The 24,351-nt window shown below is 66.4% G+C and carries 23 protein-coding genes; 18 read left to right on the top strand and 5 right to left on the bottom strand.

From position 1 onward, the window contains the following. Window positions 1–24: 24 nt before the first annotated feature. The 9 genes from AC6LKD_RS17170 to AC6LKD_RS17130 all read left to right on the top strand — a co-directional run bounded on the left by AC6LKD_RS17170 (window position 25) and on the right by AC6LKD_RS17130 (window position 9,812). Window positions 25–993 (top strand): Bug family tripartite tricarboxylate transporter substrate binding protein, encoded by a 969-nt coding sequence (locus AC6LKD_RS17170; protein ID WP_013395038.1) that lies wholly within the window; start codon window positions 25–27, stop codon window positions 991–993. A 4-nt stretch (window positions 994–997) separates the two neighbouring features. After that, on the top strand, window positions 998–2,185 hold the full coding sequence (locus tag AC6LKD_RS17165) for an acyl-CoA dehydrogenase family protein (RefSeq protein WP_498116908.1): 1,188 nt from the start codon (window positions 998–1,000) through the stop codon (window positions 2,183–2,185). 5 nt (window positions 2,186–2,190) lie between these two features. Continuing rightward, window positions 2,191–3,231: an acyl-CoA dehydrogenase family protein gene (locus AC6LKD_RS17160; RefSeq protein WP_498116907.1), complete on the top strand. Its 1,041-nt coding sequence runs from the start codon at window positions 2,191–2,193 to the stop codon at window positions 3,229–3,231. 53 nt (window positions 3,232–3,284) lie between these two features. Beyond that, a complete protein-coding gene (locus AC6LKD_RS17155; protein WP_492276263.1) occupies window positions 3,285–4,055 on the top strand; it encodes a class I SAM-dependent methyltransferase in 771 nt (256 codons plus the stop codon). 169 nt (window positions 4,056–4,224) lie between these two features. Next, complete coding sequence (locus tag AC6LKD_RS17150; protein WP_013395034.1) at window positions 4,225–4,977, top strand: GntR family transcriptional regulator; 753 nt, start codon at window positions 4,225–4,227, stop codon at window positions 4,975–4,977. After that, the gene (locus AC6LKD_RS17145; RefSeq protein WP_498116906.1) at window positions 4,928–6,259 is read left to right on the top strand and encodes a malonyl-CoA decarboxylase domain-containing protein; all 1,332 of its coding nucleotides are present in this window, start codon (window positions 4,928–4,930) and stop codon (window positions 6,257–6,259) included. The genes AC6LKD_RS17150 and AC6LKD_RS17145 overlap by 50 nt, the downstream gene beginning before the upstream one ends. A 45-nt stretch (window positions 6,260–6,304) precedes the next feature. Further along, window positions 6,305–7,096 (top strand): enoyl-CoA hydratase/isomerase family protein, encoded by a 792-nt coding sequence (locus AC6LKD_RS17140; RefSeq protein ID WP_492276261.1) that lies wholly within the window; start codon window positions 6,305–6,307, stop codon window positions 7,094–7,096. A gap of 5 nt (window positions 7,097–7,101) precedes the next feature. Then, window positions 7,102–8,643 carry a malonate--CoA ligase gene (locus tag AC6LKD_RS17135; protein WP_492276260.1) on the top strand — a complete coding sequence of 514 codons (1,542 nt, stop codon included), beginning with the start codon at window positions 7,102–7,104 and terminating at the stop codon, window positions 8,641–8,643. Between the two features lie 197 nt (window positions 8,644–8,840). Beyond that, window positions 8,841–9,812: a Bug family tripartite tricarboxylate transporter substrate binding protein gene (locus tag AC6LKD_RS17130; protein WP_492276259.1), complete on the top strand. Its 972-nt coding sequence runs from the start codon at window positions 8,841–8,843 to the stop codon at window positions 9,810–9,812. A 94-nt stretch (window positions 9,813–9,906) separates the two neighbouring features. On the opposite strand, the gene AC6LKD_RS17125 is transcribed toward AC6LKD_RS17130, so the two are convergent. Both AC6LKD_RS17125 and AC6LKD_RS17120 read right to left on the bottom strand, forming a co-directional pair. Then, window positions 9,907–10,920 carry a MerR family transcriptional regulator gene (locus tag AC6LKD_RS17125; RefSeq protein ID WP_498116905.1) on the bottom strand — a complete coding sequence of 338 codons (1,014 nt, stop codon included), beginning with the start codon at window positions 10,918–10,920 and terminating at the stop codon, window positions 9,907–9,909. Between the two features lie 144 nt (window positions 10,921–11,064). Further along, window positions 11,065–12,021, bottom strand: coding sequence for an aldo/keto reductase (locus AC6LKD_RS17120; protein WP_498116904.1), 957 nt, complete (start codon window positions 12,019–12,021; stop codon window positions 11,065–11,067). A gap of 273 nt (window positions 12,022–12,294) precedes the next feature. On the opposite strand from AC6LKD_RS17120, the gene AC6LKD_RS17115 reads away from it, so the two are divergent. The 3 genes from AC6LKD_RS17115 to AC6LKD_RS17105 all read left to right on the top strand — a co-directional run bounded on the left by AC6LKD_RS17115 (window position 12,295) and on the right by AC6LKD_RS17105 (window position 15,371). Further along, on the top strand, window positions 12,295–13,266 hold the full coding sequence (locus AC6LKD_RS17115; RefSeq protein WP_013395028.1) for an ABC transporter substrate-binding protein: 972 nt from the start codon (window positions 12,295–12,297) through the stop codon (window positions 13,264–13,266). A gap of 418 nt (window positions 13,267–13,684) precedes the next feature. After that, entirely contained in the window at window positions 13,685–14,575 is an 891-nt protein-coding gene (locus AC6LKD_RS17110) for an ABC transporter permease (protein ID WP_013395027.1), read from the top strand. Window position 14,576: 1 nt separating this feature from the next. Next, entirely contained in the window at window positions 14,577–15,371 is a 795-nt protein-coding gene (locus AC6LKD_RS17105) for an ABC transporter ATP-binding protein (protein WP_013395026.1), read from the top strand. A gap of 65 nt (window positions 15,372–15,436) precedes the next feature. Here the strand turns inward: AC6LKD_RS17105 and AC6LKD_RS17100 are convergent, their stop codons facing one another. The 3 genes from AC6LKD_RS17100 to AC6LKD_RS17090 all read right to left on the bottom strand — a co-directional run bounded on the left by AC6LKD_RS17100 (window position 15,437) and on the right by AC6LKD_RS17090 (window position 19,923). Next, complete coding sequence (locus AC6LKD_RS17100) at window positions 15,437–16,684, bottom strand: NAD(P)/FAD-dependent oxidoreductase (RefSeq protein WP_013395025.1); 1,248 nt, start codon at window positions 16,682–16,684, stop codon at window positions 15,437–15,439. 96 nt (window positions 16,685–16,780) lie between these two features. Next, window positions 16,781–18,412, bottom strand: coding sequence for an NAD(P)-binding protein (locus AC6LKD_RS17095; RefSeq protein ID WP_498116903.1), 1,632 nt, complete (start codon window positions 18,410–18,412; stop codon window positions 16,781–16,783). Next, on the bottom strand, window positions 18,412–19,923 hold the full coding sequence (locus AC6LKD_RS17090) for a polyamine aminopropyltransferase (RefSeq protein WP_013395023.1): 1,512 nt from the start codon (window positions 19,921–19,923) through the stop codon (window positions 18,412–18,414). The genes AC6LKD_RS17095 and AC6LKD_RS17090 overlap by 1 nt, the downstream gene beginning before the upstream one ends. A gap of 89 nt (window positions 19,924–20,012) precedes the next feature. Here AC6LKD_RS17090 and AC6LKD_RS17085 point away from each other — a divergent pair, with 89 nt between their 5' ends. The 6 genes from AC6LKD_RS17085 to modA all read left to right on the top strand — a co-directional run bounded on the left by AC6LKD_RS17085 (window position 20,013) and on the right by modA (window position 24,339). Then, entirely contained in the window at window positions 20,013–20,399 is a 387-nt protein-coding gene (locus AC6LKD_RS17085; RefSeq protein ID WP_041654065.1) for a DUF350 domain-containing protein, read from the top strand. 41 nt (window positions 20,400–20,440) lie between these two features. Beyond that, window positions 20,441–21,472 (top strand): SPFH domain-containing protein, encoded by a 1,032-nt coding sequence (locus AC6LKD_RS17080; RefSeq protein WP_013395021.1) that lies wholly within the window; start codon window positions 20,441–20,443, stop codon window positions 21,470–21,472. Window positions 21,473–21,478: 6 nt separating this feature from the next. After that, window positions 21,479–22,948, top strand: a complete 1,470-nt coding sequence (locus AC6LKD_RS17075) for a DUF4178 domain-containing protein (RefSeq protein WP_498116902.1) — start codon at window positions 21,479–21,481, stop codon at window positions 22,946–22,948. A gap of 4 nt (window positions 22,949–22,952) precedes the next feature. Beyond that, complete coding sequence (locus AC6LKD_RS17070; protein WP_207472772.1) at window positions 22,953–23,114, top strand: hypothetical protein; 162 nt, start codon at window positions 22,953–22,955, stop codon at window positions 23,112–23,114. Further along, complete coding sequence (gene speD, locus AC6LKD_RS17065) at window positions 23,111–23,461, top strand: adenosylmethionine decarboxylase (protein WP_498116901.1); 351 nt, start codon at window positions 23,111–23,113, stop codon at window positions 23,459–23,461. The genes AC6LKD_RS17070 and speD overlap by 4 nt, the downstream gene beginning before the upstream one ends. Window positions 23,462–23,580: 119 nt before the next feature. Further along, window positions 23,581–24,339 (top strand): molybdate ABC transporter substrate-binding protein, encoded by a 759-nt coding sequence (gene modA, locus AC6LKD_RS17060; protein ID WP_013395017.1) that lies wholly within the window; start codon window positions 23,581–23,583, stop codon window positions 24,337–24,339. Window positions 24,340–24,351: the final 12 nt, after the last annotated feature.

Below are 24,351 nucleotides of genomic sequence, written 5' to 3'. Positions count from 1 at the left end.
AATGCACCCCAGGAGGAGACAAGCATGATGAAGAAGCTATTGGCCGGCGTCGCGCTGGCTTGCATCGGCGTCACGGGCCAGACCATGGCCCAGGACAGCTATCCCAACCGCCCGATACGCATCGTGGTGCCGTTCTCGCCAGGCGGCGCGACCGACATCATGAGCCGCCTGCTGGCGGAAAAGCTCAGCGGCAAGCTGGGTCAGCCGGTGATCGTCGAGAACAAGCCGGGCGGCGGCACCATGATCGCGTCCGACTACGTGTCGCGCGCCGAACCCGACGGCTATACCTTGCTGATGGCGGCCTCGTCGCTGGGCATCGCGCCTAGCATTTACGCCAAGGTGAACTACGACCCGATCAAGGACTTCGCGCCCATCAGCCAGGTGGCCTCGGTGGTGCACGTGCTGGAGGTGCATCCCTCGGTGCCGGCCAAGAATGTGGGCGAACTGATCGCCTACCTGAAGGCGAATCCGGGCAAGGTCAGCTACGGCTCGGTCGGCACGGGCAGTTCGACCCATCTGGAGGCCGAACTCTTCAACAGCATGGCGGGCGTGCAGATGACGCACATCCCGTACAAGGGCAGCGCGCCGGCGCTCAACGATCTGGTGGCGGGCCGCCTGCAAGTCATGTTCGACGCCTGGGCCTCGTCCGGCCCCTTCGTCAAGGACGGCAAGCTGCGCGTGCTGGCGGTGACCACCGCCCAGCCTTCGGCCTCGGTGCCGGACCTGCCGACGGTGGCGGCCTCGGGCCTGCCGGGCTATTCGGCCATGCCCTGGCTGGGCCTGGTGGCGCCGGCGCGCACGCCGCAGCCGGTGGTGGACAAGATCTACAGCAACCTGGCGCAGATCCTGCAGCAGCCCGACGTCAAGGCGCAGTTCACCGGCCTGGGGTTGGACATCATCGGCAGCGACCCCAAGACTTTCGCCGCCTTCATCCGCCAGGACGTGACCACCTGGGCCAAGGTCGCGCGCGACTCGAACATCCGCCTGGAGTGATGGCATGACGCAGTTGGAAAGCGCCGCGCGGGAAGACCAGGCATTCCGCCTGGACCTGCGCGGCTGGCTGGCATCGGCCTACGCCCGTTTCGTCAAGGATTGGCCGGGCGGGGCCGAGCCGCGCAGCCTGGATTTCAGGCGCGCGTGGGAAGACACCCTGTGCGCCAACGGCTGGTCCGGGCTGGGCTGGCCCAAGGAGCACGGGGGCCGCGCCCTGCCGCTGTCGCGGCAGGCGGTGTTCCACGAAGAGCACGCGCGCTGCGGCGCGCCGCTAGGCGTGAACCTGATCGGACACGGCATCCTGGCGCCGACCCTGCTGCATTTCGGCAGCGAGGCGCAGAAGCGCCGTTTCCTGCCCGGCATTCTGTCGAACCGCGAAGTCTGGTGCCAGGGCTATTCGGAGCCGGGCGCCGGCTCCGACCTGGCGTCGGTGCGCACACGGGCGGAGGCCGCGCCCGGCGGCTATCGGCTGAACGGCCACAAGATCTGGACCTCGTTCGCCGACCGCGCGCAGTGGTGCTTCGTGCTGGCGCGTACCGATCCGCAGGCGGCCAAGCACAGGGGCCTGAGCTTCCTGCTGGTCGACATGCGCAGCCCTGGCGTACGGGTCGAGCCCATCCGGCAGATCACGGGCGAGGCCGAATTCTGCGAGGTGTTCTTCGAAGACGTGTTCGTGCCCGAGGACTGCCTGCTGGGCGAGCCGAACCAGGGCTGGAAGATAGCCATGGCCGCCGCCAGTTTCGAGCGCGGCACTTACTTCATCCCGCGGCTGGTGCGCTTCGCGCAGGAACTGAGCGAGGTGCGCGAACTGGCCCTGCGCGCCGATGCCCATGGCCATGTGCCGGCGTCTTCGGCGGCGGTGCGCCAGCAGTGGGCGCGGCTGGCGGCCGATAGCCACGTGCTGGCGCTGAAATCGCAGCGCGCGCTGGCCGGCGCGATGCGCGGGGATCCGCCGGGGCCGGAGGGCTCGTCCACCAAGATCCATTGGAGCGAAGCGCACCAGCGCTTGCTGGAACTGTCGCTGCAATTGCTGGGCGAGGACGCATGCCTGGCGGACGGCGCGCCCGACGCGCATGCCGCCGAACTGACGCACGCCTACCTGTGGTCGCGCGCCGAGACCATACTGGCGGGCACCTCCGAAATCCAGCGCAATATCATCGCCGAGCAGATGCTCGGCCTGCCCAAGGCTTGAACCTCATGGATCTGCATCCGACCGAAGACCAGCGCATGCTGGACGACGCGGCCCGGCGATTTCTGGCCGACCGCCATCCGCCATCCGTGGCCCGCGCCGCGGCCGGCAAGCCCTATGAAGCGCGCCTGGCGCAGTGGCGCGAGATCGCCGCCCAGGGCTGGCCCGCCTTGCTGGCGCCGGCCGCGCAGGACGGGCTGGGACTGGGCATGCGTGAAGCCTGGATCGTGGCCGAAGCCGCCGGGCGGCACCTGCTGAGCCTGCCGCTGGCGGTCAATATGGTGGTGCTGCCGACCTTGTGCGCGGCGGGAGCGGCAGGGTTGGCCGCGCAATGGGCGGGCGCCGTGATGGCGGGCGATACGTATTTCGCCGACGCCGCCATGCGTCCCGACGGCTCCGCTTTTATCGAAGGCGCGGGCGAGGGCGTGCGCGTCCTGGCGGCGCGGCGCCTGGACGCCACCCACCTGCGCTTGGAGGTGTCAGCGCCAGTGTCCGGTTCCGCCGGACTCGATCCGACGATGCCCGTGGCGCGCGTGGTCCGTCCGCGGGTGCTGGAGAGCGTCGAACTGGAGGTCGAGGCTGGAACCTGGGAGCGGTTGCGCACGCGGCTGCGCCTGCTGCGTTCGGCCGAACTGCTGGGCGCGGCCTCGGCCGCGCTGGAAATGGCCGCGGCCCATGCGCGCGAGCGCCGCCAGTTCGACCGCGCCATTGGCGCCAACCAGGCGATCAAGCATCGGCTGGCCGAAGATTGGATGGCCTTGGACGACGCCAGACTGGCGGGCATCGCGGCAGTCGCGGCGCATGATGCGGGCGCCGCCACGGCGGAACGCGACAGCCTCTTCGCGCCGCTGCTGGCGGCCGAAGCAGGCCGGCGCGCCGCGCAGAGCGCCATCCAGGTCCATGGCGCCCTGGGCGTCACCTGGGAGTGCGATGCGCATCTGTATCTGAAGCGGGTGCTGCGCCTGGCAGCCAGCCTGCAGGCGGAAGCGTCGCGCGCGGAACTGCTGGAACGCATCTGGGAGGGCGGGGGCGTCAGGCAGGCGGCCTAGCGCCATGGTCGGGCGCCTGACGCAAGGGCGGCGTCCGTCCTACAATCGCCGCCATGCACAAATCGAACTTTCCTTCCGAGCTGGACCAGCCGACCCTGTCCGAGGTGGACGGCGTCCGTTATCTGCACTTCAACACCGTCTGGGTCCAGGGCGCCATGCGCATCAAGAATCCGTCGGAGCTGGTGCTCGAATACACCGCCCAGATGATGGCCTGGCTGCTGTTCCTGGAGCCGCCCAAGGAAGAAGCCATCGGCATGTTGGGCCTGGGCGCCGGCTCGCTGGCGCGCTACTGCGTCAAGCACACGCGCAGCCCGCTGCTGGCGGTGGAGTGGAATCCGCGCGTGACGGCGGCCTGCCATATGTTCTTCCGTCTGCCTGGCGCGAACCGCCTCGAAGTCGAGCACGCCGATGCTGGCGCCTGGGTGGCCGATCCCATGAACGCGGGGCGCTGCCCGGTGCTGATGGTGGACCTGTACGACGCTTCCGCCGAGGGACCGGTGCGCGACAGCGTGAAGTTCTACCGCGACTGCCGCCGCGTGCTGGGCGAGGTCGGCGTGCTGGCCGTGAACCTGTTCGGCCGCCACGAGAGCTTCGGCAAGAACATCGACAACCTCTCCAAGGCCTTCGACGACCGCATCGTGCTGCTGCCCGAAGTCGAAGCGGGCAACCAGATCGTGCTGGCATTCTCCGGTCCGCGACTGGAAGTCACGCCCGCCGAATTGCTGGCCCGGGCCGAGGTGGTGGAGGCCAAGTACGGCCTGCCGGCGCGCCGTTGGGCCCGCTCGCTGACCCGCCACGCGGTGGACGGGGTATTGCACTTCTGACGTCCAGTCCAATTTTCCAAGGACGGGCCACCGGGCCTCCGCAAGGCGGGGGGCCCTTTTTTTCTTAGGGTAGCTACCGAGACGTAAGGGGTTTTCTTTTTCCCGCATCCGGCTCTATCATGGTCTTATTCATAATTATGAATTACGGCATAGTCCAGGCCGCTGACCCATGACCCTACCCATCGTCCGGCAAGCCCTCTACCTGGAAGTCGCGGACCGCCTGCGCGGCATGATCCATGCGCGCTCCCTGCGTAACGGCGAATGGATCGACGAATTGCGCCTGGCGGGCGAGCTGGGCATTTCGCGCACTCCCTTGCGCGAGGCGCTCAAGGTGCTGGCCACCGAAGGGCTGGTGCGGCTGGAGCCGCGCCGGGGCTGCTTCGTCAACGAGCTGTCGGCGCAAGACCTGGAAGACATCTTCCCACTGATGGCCATGCTGGAAGGGCGCTGCGCCTTCGAGGCCGCGCGCAAGGCCAGCGATGCGCAACTGGCCGAACTTGAGCCGCTGCACGCGGCGCTGGCGGGCCACGCCCAGGCCGGCCGCATCGATGCCTACTACAAGACCAATTACCTGATCCACGAGGCGGTGCAGGCGCTGGCCGGCAACCAATGGCTGTCGGACATGGTGGGCAATCTGCGCAAGGTGCTGAGCCTGTCGCGCCACCGCAGTCTGTCGCAGCCGGGCCGCATCCAGCAGTCCTGCGCCGAACACCTGGCCATATTCGAGGCGCTCAAGGCGCACGACTGCGAGGCCGCGCAAGCGCTCGCGCACAACCATCTGATGCGGCAGCTGGAAGCGCTGCGCGCATTGAGCCATGCGGATGCTGCCGACGCGGCGCCGTCCGATCCCATCGTCATCGAGGAGCCCGCCCATGTCCGCACCCGCCAATCTCGCACCCGCGCGCGGCGCACGCACGCCTGAGCCCGAGGCCGATGCCGTCGAGGCGGCGGCCGGTGCCGCTGCTGCCGCCGCTGAAAGCGCCGGCCTGATGTCCCGCCTGGGCAAACTGTGGGAACGCGGCCGGCTGCCCAGCGAATCCGAAGTCCGGCGCCTGTTCGAAGCGCGCCTGACCGATGTGGCCGCCAACAAGCTGGCGCGCCGCTGGTGCGAGCAGTACAGCGCCGCGGACGGCAAGGACCGCCGGCTGATGCTGACGGCGCTGGCGCAGGCGCGCGGCGGCTATGCGGGCGACGGCGGCGAGGGCGTGCGCCTGTTCAAGCGCTTCAACGCCCAGCCCCAGGGCCTGCGCTTCCTGGTCGAACTGCGCGCGGACATGCTGCGCTGGCGCAAGCAGGTGGCGGGCATCCAGACGCTGGACAAGGATCTCGAAGGCCTGCTGTCCGCCTGGTTCGACGTGGGCCTGCTGGAATTGCGGCCGCTGACCTGGGATTCGCCGGCGTCGCTGCTGGAAAAGCTGATCCTCTACGAGGCCGTGCACGAGATCACCTCCTGGGACGACCTGCGCCGCCGCGTTTCGCCGGACCGCCGCTGCTACGCCTACTTCCATCCGCAAATGCCGGGCGTGCCGCTCATCTTCGTGGAAGTGGCCTTCGCCAGCCAGATGGCCGACAACGTGCAGGTGCTGCTGGACAGCACCTTGCCGCCGCAGGACCTGGACAAGGCGCGCTGGGCCATCTTCTATTCCATCTCCAACACGCAGCCCGGCCTGAAGGGCATCAGCTTCGGCAATTTCCTGCTCAAGCGGGTGGTCGAGCAGCTGCTGCACGAACTGCCCAAGCTGAAGTCCTTCGCCACGCTGTCGCCCATCCCGGGCTTCGCCGATTGGCTGGCCAAGCTGGACGCCGAGGCGGTGGAGGCCATCGTGCGCGAGGACAAGGTGCGCGCCAAGTCGCGCAAGCGCGAGGGCGTGCCCGATGGGCAGCGCTGGGTCGCGCGCCTGGCCAAGGCGGCCCAAGGCAAGGCCGTGGACGTGGTCAAGCGTGCCGCTTTCCGCCTGACGGCCAATTATCTGCAGTCCATGAAGAACGGCATGCCGGTGGACGCGGTGGCGCGTTTTCACCTGGGCAACGGTGCGCGCATCGAACGGCTCAACTGGGCCGCGGATACCTCGCCCAAGGGACTCAAGCAGTCCTGCGGCATGATGGTGAACTACCTCTACGACCTCGATGAACTGGACGACAACCTGGCCCTGCTCGGAGAGGGCAAGCCGCAGGTCAGCCGCGGCGTGGGACGCGTGGCGTAAGCGCCGCGCTCGCTACCCAACAACATAAGAAAGAGGGCAGGAGACATGACGGACAACGTGGCCGGCCGCGTGCTGCTGGAGCGCGAGGGCGATCTGGCCCGGGTGACGCTATCGCACCCGGGGCGCCTGAACGCGATCACGGTGGGCATGTGGCATGAACTGCGGGACGTGTTCACCCGCATCGCACAGGATGACGCCCTGCGCTGCGTGATCGTGCGCGGCGAGGGCGGCAATTTCGCCGCCGGCGCCGACATCCGCGAATTCCCCGCGCAGCGCGGCGACATGGCCGGCGTACAGCGCTACCACCGCGAGGTGCTGGCGCCTGCCCTGCAGGCGGTCGCCCTGTGTCCGCATCCGGTGGTGGCGCAGATCGAGGGCGTGTGCGTGGGCGGCGGCCTGGAGATCGCCAGCCAGTGCGATCTGCGGATCGCCGGCGAGTCGGCTCGCTTCGGCGTGCCGATCAACCGCCTGGGCTTTCCCATGGCGCCCGACGAAATGAGCGGCCTCCTGGCCTTGGTCGGGCGCGCCGCCACCCTGGCCATCCTGCTCGAAGGCCGCGTCTTCGGCGCCGAAGAGGCCCGCGAACTGGGCCTGCTGACCCGCATCGTCGCCGACGACCAGGTGGCCGACGCGGCCACGCGCAGCGCCCGGCGCATCGCCGCCGGCGCGCCGCTGGCGGCCCGCATCAACAAGCGTTTGTCGCGCAGGCTCGCCGCGGGTGGCGCTTTGACCGAAGCCGAATACCAGGATTATTTCTCGTACGCCGACAGCCGGGACCACAAGGAGGGCGTGCGCGCTTTCCTGGCCGGCGAGGACCCTTCCTTTTCCGGAGACTAGACAAGGTGAGCAACGCAAATCTATACGCTGTCCTGCAAGGCGGCTTTCCCAAAGACCGCAGCAAAGTCGCGCTGGAAACGCCCGACCTGCAATACACCTGGGACGATATCGATCGCGCCACCGCGTGCCTGGCCAATCTGCTGACCTCGCTGGATCTGCCGGCGGGTTCGCGCGTGGCGGTGCAGGTCGAGAAATCACCCGAAGCGCTGCTGCTGTACCTGGCCACGCTGCGCGCCGGCCTGGTGTACCTGCCGCTGAACACCGCCTACCGCGAATCGGAAATCGAATACTTCCTGGGCAACGCCGAGCCGGCCGTGGTGGTCTGCGCCAGCAAGAACCTGGACTGGGTGCAACGCGCCGCCGATCGCGCTGGCACCGCGCACGTGTACACGCTGGACGAGGACCGCAGCGGCTCGCTGCTGGATGCCGCCGGCGGTCTGCCGCAGACCTTCAAGACCGTGGCGCGCCAGCCCGATGACCTGGCCGCCATTCTGTACACCTCCGGCACCACCGGCCGCAGCAAGGGCGCGATGCTGTCGCATGGCAACTTGGCGGCCAATGCCCGAGTGCTGCACGAGTACTGGGGCTGGCGCTCGGACGACGTGCTGCTGCACATGCTGCCCATCTTCCATGTGCACGGGCTGTTCGTGGCCTCGCATGGCGCCTTGCTGGCCGGCGCCAGGATGATCTGGCTGCCCAAGCTGGACGTCGACCAGGCCCTGCGCTACCTGCCGCAGAGCACGGTAATGATGGGCGTGCCGACCTACTACGTGCGCCTGTTGGCCGACCCGCGCTTCGACCGCGACGTTTGCGCCAACATGCGCCTCTTCATTTCGGGTTCGGCGCCCTTGCTGGCCGAGACCTTCTCGGACTTCCAGCAGCGCAGCGGCCACGCCATCCTGGAACGCTACGGCATGAGCGAGACGGTCATGCTCACCTCCAATCCCTATGACCCCAAGCTGGGCGAGCGCCTGGCGGGCACCGTGGGCCGCGCCTTGCCTGGCGTGCAGGTGCGGGTGGTCGACGATGCCGGCATTGCGCTCGCGCCGGGCGAGATCGGCAATGTGCAGGTGCGCGGGCCGAACGTGTTCTCGGGCTACTGGCGCATGCCGGAAAAGACCCGCGAGGAATTCACCGCGGACGGCTGGTTCAAGACCGGGGACGTGGGCCGCTGGGGCGGCGAGTCCGCCGGACGCGATGTGCCGGCGGACTACCTGTCCATCGTGGGCCGCAGCAAGGACCTGATCATTTCCGGCGGATTCAACGTCTACCCCAAGGAAATCGAGACGCTGATCGACGACATGCCCGGCGTGGCTGAATCGGCGGTCATCGGCGTGCCGCATGCCGATTTCGGCGAGGCCGTGGTGGCAGTGGTGGTGCCCAAGGATGGCGTGGCGCTGGATGCGGACGCCATGCAGGCCGAGCTGAAATCGCGCATCGCCAATTTCAAGGTGCCCAAGCGCCTGCACATCGTCGGTGAACTGCCGCGCAACACGATGGGCAAGGTGCAGAAGAACGTGCTGCGCGAAACCTATAAGACGCTCTGACGTTCGCCCGGACCGCTGCCCGGCTCCGGGTAGCGGATTTTCCCGGCCGGGCGCGGCGTTCGCGCTGTGCAGGCCATCTTTCAGGAGTCCACGTCCACACCCAACCGCAGGTCCAGGCAGCCCATTCCCTACAAGAACTTCAAGAGACGAGACGCACAAAACCGCGCCGTCCCCATGCTGCAGCAAGAGGAGACAATATGAAATATCGCACCACCGCCGCGGCCGTGTTCGCCGTGGCCGCCCTGGGTTTTGGCGGTGTCGCCGCCGCGCAATGGCCCGAACGCCCGATCACGCTGATCGTCCCGTTCCCCGCCGGCGGCGGCACGGACACCTTCGCTCGTCCGCTGGCCCAGCAACTGACCACGCAGCTAGGCCAGCCCGTGGTCATCGACAACAAGGGCGGGGCAGGCGGGACCGTGGGCGCGGGCGTCGCGGCCAAGGCCAGGCCCGACGGCTATACCTTCTTCATGGGCGGCGCGCATCACGCGTTGGCCCCCTCGCTGTACAAGAACCTGAACTACGACATCCAGAAGGACTTCGTGCCGGTCGCGCTGGTGGCGCAGCCGCCGCAGGTCATCGTCATCAACCCGGCCAAGCTGCCGGTGAAGACGGTCCAGGAACTGATCGATTACGCCAAGAAGCGTCCCGGGGAAATCAACTTCGGCACCGCGGGCAAGGGCAGCACACACCACCTGGCCGGCGAGCTGTTCGCGATGCAGACCGGCATCAAGCTGGTGGATGTGCCCTACCAGGGCGCGGGTCCCATGCTGTCGGCCCTGATCGGCGGACAGGTGGACCTGGCGTTCGACGGCCTGGGTTCGTCCGCGGGCCATATCCGTTCCGGCACGATCAAGCCGCTGGCCGTGGCCGCCACCGAGCGTTCGCAATCGCTGCCCGACGTGCCGACCGCCGCCGAGGCCGGCGTGCCGAACTACGTGGTGTCGACCTGGTACGCGATCTGGGCGCCCGCAGGCACGCCCAAGGAAGCCGTGGACAGGATGAGCGCCGAGATCACCAAGGCCTTGAACGCGCCGAAGATCAAGGAAACCTGGGCCGGCAACGGTTCGGCCGTGCCCACGCTGACAGGCGCCGAGTTCGGCAAGTTCGTCGACAGCGAAGTCCAGCGCTGGGCCAAGGTGGTGAAGGACTCGGGGGTGAAGCTGGATTGATGGAGAGCGGCCCGGAGAGCGGTTTGCGATCGGCTCGGTTTGCCGGTCGCAAACCGCCTTCCTGCTCGTCTGGGTGGCTTGGCCGCCTGCGTCGTCACTCCGGCAGAATCAGGAAGCGCCGCCTGCATCCCAGATGGACTTTCGCTGCGAGGGCCCTGTTTTCTCGTCCAGATTGATCCACTAGTCTGGCCAGCTTGCGTAAGGAGCTGATCCTGCGGGTCTGGAGCCGATGCTGGAAGCGGCGTATCTCGCCTGCGGTGCAGGCCCTGCGCGCGTCGCGCAGCAGGCCGTTTATCTGCAGCAACCGCAGATTCTCCGGGTGGATCAAGGCCAGCAAACTTTCCGCCTTGTCGATCTTTTCCTGCAGGTGTTGCAACGCGTCGGCCTCGGTCTGAACGCCGTAGCGTTTCCACGCGGGTTCGTGATGGAAAAGCCGGTTGCGGAATTCCCTCAGCGTTGCGACCAGCTCTCTGCCATGTGCCAGCACGACGCTCGCCTGGCGGGCCGGCCAGGCCCCGCGAAACACGGTTGAAAGATGCTTGGGCCAAATCAGGCCCCGGCCCATGAAATCGGCATCGAGCAGGAACTCCCAGGACGAGAAATCCGTCTTGGAAATAACGCCAGCATGATTGGGAGTGATGTGACCGCGTAGGCGGTGGCGGCTGCGTACCTCGCCGATGTACTTGCGTGTCGCCTTGACGAAATTGTCATGCACCGCCTGCACGGCATAGGGCGGTGCTGCGCCGGGCGCATAGGATTGATACCGCAGTCGGGCGCCCGACCACCAGAACGACCCCAGATCAGCGGTCAGCGCCTGGTCGATGGCATTGCGCAAGCTGATTTCCACGGCATTGATCAGTGGATACAACGCGCCGCTGGCGCAGGTGTTCCACAGATAAACGCCCATCAGCTCTACATCGTTCGAGGGGCGGAAGACAGTCTGGTAGCTGTTCAGGCGCTCGTTGCTGATGAGCGTGTCAATCAGAACAGGCCGATATTGCAGTGTTGTTGGCATTTCACTCACCCTGGGAAAATCCACGGCCGTCCAAGATTGACCGGAGGCAGCCGTGCGGAATAGAATTTCTCCAAGGTTGGTGGTGGCTTCCAATGGGCGCAAGCCTACGACCCATCATGTAAGACCTGATGTCACCCCGGCCTTGAGCCGGGGATTTCTTTTTCTGGCCTGGAAAACCTGCTTCATGGAACACGGACGCGCCGCTTCGGTCCGCCCGACTTTTCCGCTACGCCCTCATCACCGCCATTCACTCGCCTGGCTCAGCTTGGCCAGCTGATCATGCGTCAGCGTCAGGCTGGCCGCCTTGACCAATTCGTCCAGTTGTTCCAGCGAGGTCGCGCTGACGATGGGCGAGGTGATGCCGGGTTGCGCGATCTGCCAGGCCAGTGCGGCCTGGGCGGGCGTGCAGCCGGCATCCTCGGACACTTCGTCCAGCGCTTTCAGGATGCGGTAGCCGCGCTCGTTGAGATAGGTCTCGACGATCTTGCGGCCGCGTGGGCTCTTGCCTGCGTCGGCCGGGCTGCGGTATTTGCCGCTGAGGAACCCGCTGGCCAGCGCGTAGTAGTTGATCGTACCCATTTGCTGCGTCTTCACCAGGCTTTGCAAGCCCGACTCGAAGGGCTCGCGCCGGTACAGGTTGTACTCGGGTTGAATGCTCTCGTAGCGCGGCAGGCTGTGCCGCTCGCTCGCGATCAGCGCTTCCGACAGCCGCACCGCGGTGTAGTTGGAGGCGCCAATGGCGCGCACCTTGCCAGATTCGATGTGCTTGGCGTACTCGGCCAGGGTATCAGTCAGCGGCGTGTCGGGATCGTCCTGGTGCGACTGGTACAGGTCGATGTGGTCCGTCTGCAGCCGGGCCAGGGAAGCTTCCAGCGAACGGCGGATGTAGGTGGGTGCCAGGCCCTTGGCGTCGGGCCCCATCTCCATGCCGACCTTGGTGGCGATCAGTACCCGGTCGCGCTTGCCCGAGCGCTTGAGCCATTTGCCGATCAGGGCTTCGGATTCCCCGCCCTGGTTGCCCGGAACCCAACGGGAATACACATCCGCCGTGTCGATGAAGTTCAGGCCGGCGTCCACCAGCGCGTCCAGCAGCGAGTAGGTGCCGGCTTCGTCGACGGTCCAGCCGAAGACGTTGCCGCCGAAGGTGAGCGGGGGGATCTGCAGGCCGGAACGGCCCAATGCGCGTTTGATCATGGTGAGGCCTCTGGATGCTGCGGTTGGCGGCGGGTAAAAAGTCCGGTTTCTGGGTATCCGGCCGATGCGATTCCGGGCTTTTTCAGTATATTTACGCCGCTGCGCCCCGTCGCGGGGCATGCCGTTGCGGCATGCGCCATTTCAGGGATTCCCCCGAAACGTTTTGGGTGGGCGGCAAGTTAGACTATACGGCTTTATGGCTAGTCCGGCCGGCGGGGAGCCGCCAGCGGCGCCGTAATAATGAGCAAATACAAGGGTTCAAGGAGCTTAACTATGCTGATCGGAAAAAAACATTTTCTGACGGTTGGCGCCATGGCGCTGGCGATGGCTATCGCCGCGCCGGTGGCGGCGCAGCAGAAGTCGGTGGCGGTGACCGCCATCGTCGAGCATCCGGCGCTGGACGCCGTGCGTGACGGGGTGCAGGACGCCCTCAAGCAAGCCGGCTACGAGCCGGGCAAGAACCTGAAGTGGCAATACCAGAGCGCCCAGGGCAACAACGGCACCGCCGCCCAGATCGCGCGCAAGTTCGTCGGCGATAAGCCCGACGCCATCGTCGCGATCGCCACGCCCTCGGCCCAGGCCGTCGTCGCGGCCACCAAGGACGTGCCGGTGGTGTATTCCGCCGTGACCGATCCGGTCGCCGCCCAGCTGGTCGCCAGCATGGATGCCTCGGGCACCAACGTGACCGGCGTGTCGGATCTGCTGGCCCTGGACAAGCAGGTCGAACTGATCAAGAAAATCGTCCCCAATGCCAAGCGCGTGGGCATTGTCTACAACCCGGGCGAAGCCAACTCGGTCGTGGTCGTGAAGAAGCTGCAGGAAATCTTGCCGAAGTCGGGCATGAGCCTGGTCGAAGCGGCCGCGCCGCGTTCGGTGGACGTGGCTTCCGCGGCCCGCAGCCTGATCGGCAAGGTCGACGTCATCTACACCAACACCGACAACAACGTCGTGTCGGCCTATGAGTCGCTGGTCAAGGTCGGCAACGACGCCAAGATCCCGCTGATCGCGTCCGACACCGACAGCGTCAAGCGCGGTGGCATCGCCGCCCTGGGCATCAACTACCGCGACCTGGGCGTGCAGACAGGCAAGGTGGTGGTGCGCATCCTGAAGGGCGAGAAGCCCGGCGCCATCCCTTCGGAAACGATCTCCAAGCTCGAGCTCTACGTGAACCCGGGCGCGGCCGCCAAGCAGGGCGTGACCCTGTCCGACGCGATCATCAAGTCGGCCGCGGTGGTTGTGAAGTAATAATCAGCCGTATCTGCCCCGCCATGCCTACCCGGCGTGAGCGGGGTTTGTTTTAGTTTTTGGTGTCTTGCCTTACCCCATGGTCTTCAGGGCGGCAGCATTCACAAGATGCTCGCGGCCCGGCGCAATGTGCTGGTCTTGAATGGCCGGCGGCCCGCCTTACGGCGTTGAGCCCGCCCGGCGTTTTTGCTCCCTGAATGGTCCTGCAGACTCCTGCTGGCGGCGCGGCCGCCCGGCACGGGAACGCTTTGGCAGGAAACGAGAGAAAATCCACCGCCGAGAAACGTTTCTTGCGAAAGCTGGGGTAAAACTGACCCCGAAACGCAAGATATCCGACGTTGCAACTCTTTAATATGCTCGTTTCTTGCCTTCGTGCAAGTTCTTAACATGCTCGCTTCTTACTGATTGGATTTGACCCATGTCATTGTTCTCGTTGTTAGGCGCGTTGGAGATCGGCCTGATCTTCAGCCTGGTGGCTCTGGGCGTGTATATCTCGTTCCGTCTGCTGCGCTTCCCGGACCTGACCGTTGACGGCAGCTTTCCGTTGGGCGGCGCGGTCTGTGCCACGCTGATCGCTTCGGGCACCGACCCGTTCCTGGCCACCGTCATCGCCACGGTCGCCGGCGCCGCGGCCGGACTGGTCACCGGCTGGCTGAACGTCAAGCTGAAGATCATGGACCTGCTGGCCAGCATCCTGATGATGATCGCGCTGTACTCGGTCAACCTGCGCATCATGGGCAAGCCCAACGTCCCGCTGATCACCGAATCCACCGTATTCACCGTCCTGCAGCCCGAATGGCTGTCGGACTATGTCGCCCGGCCGCTGATCCTGATCGTGATCGTGATCCTGGCCAAGCTGGCGCTGGACTGGTTCTTCGCCACGCAGACCGGCCTGGCGGTACGCGCCACCGGCTCCAATGGCCGCATGGCCCGTGCCCAGGGCGTCAATACCGGCCGCATGATCCTGGGCGGCATGGCGTTGTCCAATGCGCTGGTGGCGCTGGCGGGCGCGCTGTTTGCCCAGACCCAGGGCGGCTCGGACATTTCCATGGGCATCGGCACCATCGTGATCGGCCTGGCCGCCGTGATCGTGGGCGAAAGCATCTTGCCGTCGCGCAAGCTGGTGCTGGCGACGCTGGCCGTCATCATCGGCGCCATCGTCTACCGCTTCTTCATCGCCCTGGCGCTGAACAGCGATTTCATCGGCCTGAAGGCGCAAGACCTGAACCTCGTCACCGCGGTGCTGGTCACGTTCGCCCTGGTCATTCCCATGCTCAAGCGCCGCCTGGTCGGCAAAAAGGTGCGCTGATATGTTGTCCGCAAAAGACCTGAAAATTACGTTCAACGCTGGCACGCCCATCGAGACCCGCGCCTTACGCGGCCTGTCGCTGGAGATCCCCTCGGGCCAGTTCGTGACCGTCATCGGCTCCAATGGCGCCGGCAAGTCCACCTTCCTGAACGCGGTGTCGGGCGACCTGCCGGTCGACTCCGGCCGCATCGACATCAACGGCGTCGACGTCACGCGCCAGCCGGTGTGGGCGCGCGCGGGCCGCGTGGCCCGCGTGTTTCAGGACCCCATGGCGGGCACCTGCGAAGACCTGACCATCGAAGAGAACATGGCGCTGGCGCAGATGCGCGGCGCGCGCCGCGGCTACAGTCGCGCGGTCAAGGCCTCCATGAAGGAGGGCTTCCGCGAGCGCCTGGCCACGCTGGGCCTGGGCCTGGAAAACCGCCTGACCGACCGCATCGGCCTGCTGTCGGGCGGCCAGCGCCAGGCGGTCAGCCTGCTGATGGCGGCCTTGCAGCCCTCGCGCATCCTGCTCCTGGACGAGCACACCGCGGCGCTGGATCCGCGCACGGCGGACTTCGTGCTGCAGCTGACGGCGCGCATCGTCGCCGAAAGCCAGCTCACCACGATGATGGTGACGCACAGCATGCGCCAGGCGCTGGACGTGGGCGACCGCACCGTCATGCTGCATCAGGGGCAGGTGGTGCTGGACGTATCGGGCGACGAGCGCCGCGGCATGGATGTGCCGGACCTGCTGGCCATGTTCGAGCGCGTGCGCGGCGAGAAGATTTCCGACGACGCCTTGCTGCTGGGCTGAGCGCCAGTTGCCGGCTGCGTGAGTCGCAGCCGGTTCCCGCAGGCTGTGCAGGGCGGCCTGCCGGCCTAGATGAACCGGCCCGGCCGGAACGCCTCGTGGCCGGCAGCCGCAACGCCGTCGCACATGAGTTCTCCCAATATCCTCGCGGTGCCGGGCGCGGTGCTGAAACCGATGTGCTGATGCCCCAGCGCCAGCCACAGGCCGGGGTGGCGCGGCGCCTCGCCTATCATCGGCCGGCTGTCGGGCAGCGTTGGACGCCGCCCCAGCCACGCTTCGGGATCCAGTCGCCGCTCCAGCGGAAATGCTTCCCGAGCCCGCGCTTCAGCCAGTTCCAGCTGCAGCGGCCGAGCAGGCGCCTCGCAGGCGTCCAGTTCCACGCCCGTGGTCAGGCGCAGCCCGCGCGCCATGGGCGACAGCACATAGCCGCCGCCGGTGTCGTAGACCGGACGCGTCAGGCTGGCGCCGTCCACGCCGCTGTAATGCATGTGGTAGCCGCGCTCGAACGCCATGGGCAGGTCTATGCCCGTTGTCTTCAGCAGGCGCTTCGACCAGGGGCCGAGCGCCACCACCAATCGATCCGCTGCCACTGATTCGGACCCTTGGGCGTCTTGCACGATCCAGCCCTGGCCCTCGCGGCGGATGGCGCTGGCGGTCAGACATCTGAACGTGCCGCCGGCTCGGCGGAACAGGGCGGCGTAGGCCGCCACCACCTCGTGCGGATCATCGACGGAATACGAGCCCTGGATCCATAGCGCGCGCTGGAAGATCGGTGCGAGCGCGGGTTCGATTTCCGCCAGCTCGCCGGGTGCAAGGATCTGGGTCGGCACCTGGTACTGGGCAAAGGTCTTGCGCGACAGTTCGCCGCTGTTCCAGCCCTGTTCAGACCGGTACAGGAAAATCCAGCCGGTATCGCGCAGCCGGTGCGCCGCGCCCGATTCGTTCAACAGCCGCAGATGCTCCGGCGCCGAAAGCCGGATCAGACCGTCCAACGCCTCCACGGTCTGCCTGAACACCGCCGGTCGGGCGTTGAGCAGGAAGCGGGCGGCCCAGCCCAGGTTCTGCGCCAGATAGCCCAGCTTGTAGCGGAACTGCACGGTGTCGTTCTTCAGCAGCCGGGGCAACTGGGCCCACAGGCCCGGATGGTTGAACGGCATCAGCGAACTGCGGGCGATCACGCCGGCGTTGCCCAGCGAGGTTTCCAGCCCCGGCTCCTGCCGGTCCACCAGCGTGACGGACAGGCCGCGGCGCTGCAGTTCCAGCGCGCAGCAGACGCCCACGATACCCGCGCCTAGGACAACGACGTGCTTTCCCATGTCTTTTTATCTGAGTCCGGTCAGGAGGTGCCGTGATGCCCGGCAAGCTCGCGGAATTGTATTGCAGGCGGCCGGCGAAAACGCGGCGCGCGAACTTCAGGCCTGCGGCGGCTTTTGGCCCATGATCCGCCCAGCGGCAGCCACGCCCCACCACGAGGCTTCCTCGAACACGGAATAGCCCGATAGGTCCGAGTGCGCGAACAGGATCGGACCGTCCACGTCGCGCAGCGCGGCCAATCCCCGATTGGACAGGTAGCCGCATAGCGGCGAGGCCATGGCATGGCCGCGCACCGTGATTTCCAGTTGGTGCGCGTGGCGCCAGAATTCCTGGCCGTAGGCCGCGACCAGATCCGACGCGGCCTCGGCCCGCAGTTCCTCCGGACTGGCGCGCGTCAGCCACTGGCGCGCGGCTTCGGGCTTCATTTCGCTGAGCGCGTGGTAGGCGGTGAAGACGCAGCGCGGTGTACGGGCCACGCGCAGCAGCTGGTGCGTGGAGACGACGTAGCCCAGCGCCTTGCCCTGATAGACGACGTTATCCCAGGACAACGGTTCGCCAGGGACTTCGGCGGGATAGCCTTCCATGACGAAGTTCGACACCATCCAGGGCGCATGCGGCGGCGCGTGCACGGCCGGATCGTAGCCGTAGGCGCGGATGTCGGGCAGGATGCGCTGGGCCACGAACAACGGCATCGCGCACACGGCGCGGCGGGCCTGCACCGTGTATGCGGCAGTCGAACTCAGGCAAGTGACCAGCGGTCCGGCGGCCGTTTCCTGCATCCGGACCGCAGTGCCGGCAACCAGCCAGCCGGCATGGCCGAGCTTGTCCGTGATGGCGTCGCGCATGCGCTGCATCAACGTCGACAGGCCGCCGGGCCAGGTCAGCACGGCGCCTTCGCCCGCGTTTTCGGCATGGCCGTCGCGGCTGGCGAAATAGTGCAGGCCGGCCCAGGCCGAGACCACGTCGTACTGCGCGCCGTAGTCGTCGCGGCAGCAGTAGTTCAGGTACCAATGCAGCGCGGGCGAGGTATAGCCTTCGCGTTCCAGCCATTGCTTGAACGTGATGGCGTCCAGCGCGCGCCAGGCCGGGTCCCGCGACGAAAGCGTGAGCGGGATGCCGAAGATCTTGCGGCCGTCGTTGCCGGTCTGCGTGTGCAGGCGCTCGATCAGGGCAAGAAATTTGCGGTGCTGCGCCAGGTCTGCTTCCGGCAACCCGCTCATGGGCAGCAGGCTTTCTTCCCAGCGGCCGTCGCGCAGCAGGCGTTCCTGGGGCGAGTGCACCAAAGCGGTTTCGTCGTAGTAGGGGCGGGCCTCGCTTGCGCCGCGCTCGATGATGCCGAAGTCGGCCAGCATCTCGCGCACATGGGTGGAGGCCAGCGAGGGCAGCGGCAGGTAGTGGGCGCCCAAGGGGTAGTCCAGGCCGTCGCGCAGGCCGGCGGCGGCATTGCCTTCGAATTCGGGACCCTGCACCACCAGGAAATCGGTATGCCCTTCGCGCGCCAGCTTCCAGGCGCAGGACAGGCCCGCCACGCCCGAGCCCAGTATCACGACGTCGCGCTGGTGGTTGGCCGAGGGCGGCGGCCAGGCTGCGCCGTCGCGCAGGGCGTGGCCTGCCTGCATGCCTGGGTAATGGATTTCTGGCGTGGTCTCGACGATGCGCGAACGGTAATACCCGGCGGTGCCGGCAATCGCTGCCGTGGCCGCGCCCAGCAGGAAGCTGCGCCGCCGCATCAGCGGATGACCTTGCGCCAGTCTTCGTCGAAGTAGCGCACGAGCGACTGCTCGTTCAAGCGGTTCGGCGGCATCGCCAGCGCGGGCATGTCGGCGGGGAAGTGGAATAGTTCGCGCGTCGTGACCGGATCCAGATAGCGTGTCGGCACGGTAATGCTGGCGGGCGGCTCGTAGTCGCGGCGCTTGCTGGCAAGGATGAAACCCCAGTCGCCGAAGGACGGCACATAGGTGTGGTACGGCCAGGTGTTCAGCCCGGCTTCCTTCAGGGTGGCATCGACGCTCCAGAACGAGCGTGGCGCGAAATAGGGCGAGGTGGACTGCACCACCATATAGCCGTTCTCGGCCAGGTGGCGCGCCATCAGGTGATAGACCGGCACCGAGTACAGGCGGCCCAGGCCGAAATTGGACGGATCGGGAAAATCCACCACGATGTAGTCATAGACCTCGGCATGGGTTTCCAGCCAGCGGCCGGCATCGTCGTTGATGACCGTGACTCGCGGATCCTTCAACGACCCCTGGTTCAGCTTGACCAGCGGCTCGGAACGCGAGAACAGGCCGGTCATGGCCGGATCCAGATCCACCAGCGTCACGCGTTCGATATTCTTGTATTTGAGGATTTCGCGCACGGCCAGGCCGTCGCCGCCGCCCAGCACCAGCACGTTGCGCGCCCAGGGCAGGGCTTGCAGGCCGGGGTGCACCAGCGCTTCGTGATAGCGGTGTTCGTCGCGCGACGAGAACTGCAGGTTGCCGTTGATATAGAGGCGCAGGTCGTCATGCCAGCGCGTGACCACCAGACGCTGGTATTGGGTGGTTTCCGCATGCACCACATCGTCCCCGTACAGGCCCTTCTCGGCCCAGGCCGTCATGTTGCCGGAGTAAATGAAGCCCAGCCCCAGGAAGCCGATCACTACGCTGGCGCGGATGGCTTTCTCGCCGGGCCGGTGGAGCTCCGCGCGGAACAGCCAGGTGGTCCACAGGGCCACGCTGGCGTTCATGATGCCGAAGAGGAAGCTGGTGCGCAGCAGGCCGAGCTTGGGGGCGAGCAGCAGCGGGAACACCAGCGACACGGCCAGTGCGCCCAGGTAGTCGAAGGTCAGCACGCGGCTGACGATTTCGCGGAACTCGGTCTTGCGCTGGTTGAACACCCGCATCACCAGCGGGATCTCCATGCCGACCATCAGGCCGATGAGGAACACGCCTACATACAGGGCCGCGCGGAAGGGCGCGGCCATCCAGGCGAAGACCAGGAACAGCACCGCGGCGGAGACGCCGCCCAACAGGGCGACCAGCAGCTCCACATCGATGAAGCGATTCAAAACGTCTTCGTCTCTTACATATTTTGACAACCACGAGCCTATGCCCATGGCGAACAGATAGCAGCCGATGACGGAAGAGAACTGCAGTATCGAATCCCCCAGCAAATAGCTGGCCAGCGCGCTGCTGATGAGCTCATAGCCCAAACCGCAGGAGGCGACGATCAATACCGAAAGAATGAGAACGCGGTCGCGCATGAGGTGTCCGACACGAAAAATGCGTTCGCAGTATATCGAACGCGCCGTATATACTGCGCGCAATTAGGAGGGTGGCAATGGGAGAAGCAATGCATCCGGTGGTGACCTATCTGATCTATATGGCGTCCGCGCTTGCCATGCTGGGTGTCTTCACCCTGGTCTACACGGCCGTCACGCGCTACAAGGAATTCGAGCTGATCCGCGAAGGCAACATCGCCGCGGTGCTGTCATATGGCGGCGCGCTGGTGGGCTTCAGCTTTACCTTGTGCTCCAGCATCGCGATCCACGCCAGCTATGCCATGTTCCTGCTCTGGGGGCTTGTGGCCATGTTGGTGCAGATCGTCGTGTACGTGGGCGTGTCCCAGGCCGTGCGCGGCATGAACGAGGCCATCGAAGAAAACAACATCGCCATGGGCGGGCTGATCGGGTCGATTTCGATCGCCGCCGGCATCGTCAACGCCGCCAGCCTGACCTGATACGGACAAGCGCCGAACCCGATCTGACAGGAGGACTACTCATGAGTCTCGGTTCATTCATCCGCAAGCAGTTCATCGACATCCTGCAATGGAACGAGGACCGCGACGGCGTGCTCGCCTGGCGCCATCCGATGCAGGACTTCGAAATCCAGTATGGCGCCAGCCTGACCGTGCGCGAGTCGCAGATGGCGGTGTTCGTCAATGAGGGTAAGGTGGCCGACGTGTTCGGCCCCGGCATGTACAAGCTGACCACGCAGACGCTGCCGATCCTGACCTACCTGAAGAACTGGGACAAGCTGTTCGAGTCGCCCTTCAAGTCGGACGTGATCTTCTTCAGCACCCGCCTGCAACTGGGCCGGCGCTGGGGCACGGCCCAGCCGGTGACCCTGCGCGACAGCGAGTTCGGCATGGTGCGCCTGCGCGCCTTCGGCGTGTATTCCTACCAGATCTCCGATCCCGCCAAGTTCTACCGCGAGATCAGCGGCACGCGCGACGAATACACCGTGGACGACCTGGAGGCGCAGTTGCGCAACATGGTGGTCGCGGCGATGACGACGGCGCTGGGCGGCTCCAAAGTGCCGTTCCTGGACATGGCCGGCAACCAGGGGTTGATGTCGCAGAGCATCGCCGAGCAACTGGGACCGGTGTTTGACCGCTACGGCGTCAAGCTGGACAACTTCACGGTCGAGAACGTTTCGCTGCCGGAAGAACTGCAAAAAGCGCTGGACACCCGGATTTCCATGGGCATGGCCGGCGACCTGGGCAAGTTCACCCAGTATCAGACCGCCACGGCCATCCCGATGGCGGCGCAGAACGAGGGTGGCATCGCCGGCATCGGCGCGGGCCTGGCGGCCGGCGCGGCGCTGGGCCAAACCATGGCCGCGGGCCTGGCCGGCGCCCAGGGGCAGCCGCAGCAGGCGGCGCAGCCGCCAGCCCAGCAGGCGCCTGCCGCAGCGGGCGGCGATCCGGCGCAGCGGCTGCAGCAGCTCAAGGACCTGCTGGACAAAGGCCTGATCACGGCCGCGGACTACGATTCGGCCAAGGCCGAAGTGCTGAAGAAACTCACCAGCTAAGGCTCCATGCAGCAGGTTCTGTGTCCGCAGTGCGGCGCCCCAGTCAAATTCACGTCCGCGGCATCCGTCATGGCGGTCTGCGGCGCCTGCCGCAGCACTTTGCTGAAGGACGCCGAGTCGGTCAAGCGCATCGGCGAGGCCGCCGAAGTCCTGGAGGACTACTCGCCCTTGTGCCTGGGCGCGGCCGGCACCCATGAAGGCAAGCGCTTCGATCTGATCGGCCGCATCCAGCTGCGCTACGAAGACGGCTTCTGGAACGAGTGGTACCTCTGGTTCGAAGACGGCTCCGACGGCTGGCTGTCGGACGCCTCGGGCCAGTACGCCGTGACCCGGCGGCGCAAGGTCAAGTCCACGCAAGGCATGCCGGCGTTCGACGACATCGCGCCCGGCGACGAATTGAAGCTGGACGGGCAGCGCTACACCGCCGCCGACGTGCGCGCCTGCCAGGCGGGCGGCACGCAAGGCGAGCTGCCGTTCGTGCCGGGCGAGGGCTGGCTGGCCAAGGTGGCGGATTACCGCTGCCTGGACGCGTTCCTCACACTGGACTTTTCCGACGGACCCGAGCCCGAGCTGTACATCGGCAAGGCGTTCGACCTGTCCGCCATGCAGGCGGCATCGTTGCGGACCAACGAGCAGGTCGAGGAGACGGCCGGCCGTTTCCGTGGCCAGATCAAGGCGCTGGACTGCCCGAACTGCGGCGGGCCGATAAGTTTCGTGGCCGCCATGGCCACCCAGGTGGTCTGCCCCTCGTGCGCGGCCGCGGTCGACTGCTCGGGTCCCACCGCCGAAGTCATCGAGAAGGCCCGCAAGGTCAAGGCCATCAAGACCACGCTGGCGCTGGGCGCGGTGGCCAAGATCGACGGCGCTTCCTATACGCTCATCGGCCTGATGAAGTGCGCCGATCCGGATCCCGAGGAACCGTCCGACTGGATCGAGTACCTGCTGTTCAATCCGGTGAAGGGATTCATCTGGCTGGTGGAAACCGAAGAGGGCTGGGAGCGCGTGCAGGTTTGCGACACCTGGCCCAGCCACAACAACGCCAGCAGCGTGCGCTGGCGCTCCAAGCTTTATCAGAAACTGTACGACTACACCTCGCGCGTGGAGCTGGCGCTGGGCGCGTTCAACTGGCGCGTCAAGGTCGGCGACAGCACCAAGATCACGGATTACAAGGCTGGCAACCTCAAGCTGACCCGCGAATTGAGCGAGTCCGAACTGGGCTGGTCGGCCTCGGGGCCGGTGGCGCCGGCGCAATTGGCCGAATGGTTCGGGGACCCTGAACTGGCCAAGCAGAAGGCCATGCCGCTTAGTGGCAAACCCGGGGGGTATCGCAAGTTTGCCTGGACGGCCATGATCGCGCTGGCCTTCCTGAACTTCGACAATATCTTCAGCGGGGGCATCGTTCCTCTCCTGATCGGCGCGGCGTTTCTCTGGATTCCGGCGGCGCTGGCGGACAAACTATCCGGCAAGGACGAATGACAAGATGGGCAAGCTGCTATATACCGTCTACGCCATCGTGGTGGTGATCTTCGCCACCGGGGTCAGCTCGCCGGGCGCGCGCATGTCTGGCGGCGGCTCCAGCAGCAGCTGGGGCAGCAGTTCGTCCGGCGGGTCGGGCTGGTCCTCGGGCGGATCCCACAAGTGACCCCGCATGCCACACCCGGCCGCCACGTGCTGGCGGATTTCCGCGGCGTGCCGGCGGACCGGCTGACCGACGCGCAGGCGCTGGAACGCGATCTGGTCGCCGCAGCGCAGGCGGCGGGCGCGCGCGTGCTCAGCGCGCACTTCCATCATTTCGGCGACGGCGCTGGCGTGACCGGCGTAGTCCTGCTGAGCGAATCCCACATCAGCATCCACACCTGGCCCGAGCACCAGTTTGCCGCGCTGGACGTCTTCATGTGCGGCGCGGCGCGGCCCGAGCTGGCGCTGGAGCACCTGCGGACGCTGCTGGCGCCCGAGGCTGTGCACGCGACCACGGTGGCGCGCGGCTGAAGCCCGCGGCCACCACTCCTTGACATTGCTCAACGGTCCCCCGGGAAGCCAAATTGACGGGCGTTATATACCTATATATATTTCGTTACCGACTTAGCGATTTCCTCTGGGAGAAGAACATGTTCTGCAAACGTCCGATCGTGGCGCTGTCCTTGGCGCTGGCCGCCGCATGGGGCGCCAATGCCAACGCCGGCGACCTGGTGGTGTCGGCCGCCGCCAGCCTGACCAATGCCTTCAAGGAAGTCGCGCAAGGCTACGAAAAAGAGCACGCCGGCACCAAGGTCATCCTGAACTTCGGCGCTTCCGACGTGCTGCTGCAGCAGATCGTCAAGGGCGCGCCGGCCGACGTGTTCGCCTCGGCCGACCAGAAGGCCATGGACAAGGCGGTCGAGGAAAAAGCCGTCAAGCCGGCCTCCCGCGTGGACTTCGCCGCCAACCAGGTGGTGCTGATCGTGCCCGCCGACAGCAAGGCCAACATCACCGCGCTCAAGGACCTGACCCGCGACGACGTCAAGCGCATCGCCTATGGCAACCCGGCATCGGTGCCGGTGGGCCGCTATACCCAGGGCGCGCTGGAAGCGGCCGGCCTGTGGAAGGAAGTGCAGGCTAAGAGCGTGCTGGCCCAGAACGTGCGCCAGAGCCTGGACTACGTGGCGCGCGGCGAGGTCGACGCGGGCTTCGTGTTCGCGACCGACGCGGCCATCATGGCGGACAAGGTCAAGGTCGCGGTACGCGTGCCGTCGCAGACGCCGGTGACCTATCCCATCGCCGTCACCACCCGCGAAGCCGCCGCCAAAGAAGCCGAAAGTTTCGTCGCCTATGTGCTGTCTCCAGCGGGTCAGGCGATACTGTCGCGCTACGGCTTCCAGAAGCCCTGATACCTGTTGAAT

It is taken from the genome of Achromobacter sp. D7-1 (assembly GCF_059760445.1).
Note: the sequence above shows the minus strand (reverse complement) of the source record. Positions and strands in the feature narration are given on the sequence as shown.

Bases quoted from the DNA above. Each gene is read 5' to 3' on its own strand.
- AC6LKD_RS17070 (WP_207472772.1), top strand. From the start codon at position 22,953: ATGGGCAAGCTGCTATATACCGTCTACGCCATCGTGGTGGTGATCTTC.
- AC6LKD_RS17120 (WP_498116904.1), bottom strand. From the start codon at position 12,021: ATGATCAAACGCGCATTGGGCCGTTCCGGCCTGCAGATCCCCCCGCTC.
- modA (WP_013395017.1), top strand. From the start codon at position 23,581: ATGTTCTGCAAACGTCCGATCGTGGCGCTGTCCTTGGCGCTGGCCGCC.
- AC6LKD_RS17095 (WP_498116903.1), bottom strand. From the start codon at position 18,412: ATGCGGCGGCGCAGCTTCCTGCTGGGCGCGGCCACGGCAGCGATTGCC.
- AC6LKD_RS17110 (WP_013395027.1), top strand. From the start codon at position 13,685: ATGTCATTGTTCTCGTTGTTAGGCGCGTTGGAGATCGGCCTGATCTTC.
- AC6LKD_RS17080 (WP_013395021.1), top strand. From the start codon at position 20,441: ATGAGTCTCGGTTCATTCATCCGCAAGCAGTTCATCGACATCCTGCAA.
- AC6LKD_RS17115 (WP_013395028.1), top strand. From the start codon at position 12,295: ATGCTGATCGGAAAAAAACATTTTCTGACGGTTGGCGCCATGGCGCTG.
- AC6LKD_RS17100 (WP_013395025.1), bottom strand. From the start codon at position 16,684: ATGGGAAAGCACGTCGTTGTCCTAGGCGCGGGTATCGTGGGCGTCTGC.
- AC6LKD_RS17085 (WP_041654065.1), top strand. From the start codon at position 20,013: ATGCATCCGGTGGTGACCTATCTGATCTATATGGCGTCCGCGCTTGCC.
- AC6LKD_RS17170 (WP_013395038.1), top strand. From the start codon at position 25: ATGATGAAGAAGCTATTGGCCGGCGTCGCGCTGGCTTGCATCGGCGTC.
- AC6LKD_RS17130 (WP_492276259.1), top strand. From the start codon at position 8,841: ATGAAATATCGCACCACCGCCGCGGCCGTGTTCGCCGTGGCCGCCCTG.
- AC6LKD_RS17160 (WP_498116907.1), top strand. From the start codon at position 2,191: ATGGATCTGCATCCGACCGAAGACCAGCGCATGCTGGACGACGCGGCC.
- AC6LKD_RS17090 (WP_013395023.1), bottom strand. From the start codon at position 19,923: ATGCGCGACCGCGTTCTCATTCTTTCGGTATTGATCGTCGCCTCCTGC.
- AC6LKD_RS17145 (WP_498116906.1), top strand. From the start codon at position 4,928: ATGTCCGCACCCGCCAATCTCGCACCCGCGCGCGGCGCACGCACGCCT.
- AC6LKD_RS17165 (WP_498116908.1), top strand. From the start codon at position 998: ATGACGCAGTTGGAAAGCGCCGCGCGGGAAGACCAGGCATTCCGCCTG.
- AC6LKD_RS17155 (WP_492276263.1), top strand. From the start codon at position 3,285: ATGCACAAATCGAACTTTCCTTCCGAGCTGGACCAGCCGACCCTGTCC.
- AC6LKD_RS17075 (WP_498116902.1), top strand. From the start codon at position 21,479: ATGCAGCAGGTTCTGTGTCCGCAGTGCGGCGCCCCAGTCAAATTCACG.
- AC6LKD_RS17150 (WP_013395034.1), top strand. From the start codon at position 4,225: ATGACCCTACCCATCGTCCGGCAAGCCCTCTACCTGGAAGTCGCGGAC.
- AC6LKD_RS17140 (WP_492276261.1), top strand. From the start codon at position 6,305: ATGACGGACAACGTGGCCGGCCGCGTGCTGCTGGAGCGCGAGGGCGAT.
- AC6LKD_RS17105 (WP_013395026.1), top strand. From the start codon at position 14,577: ATGTTGTCCGCAAAAGACCTGAAAATTACGTTCAACGCTGGCACGCCC.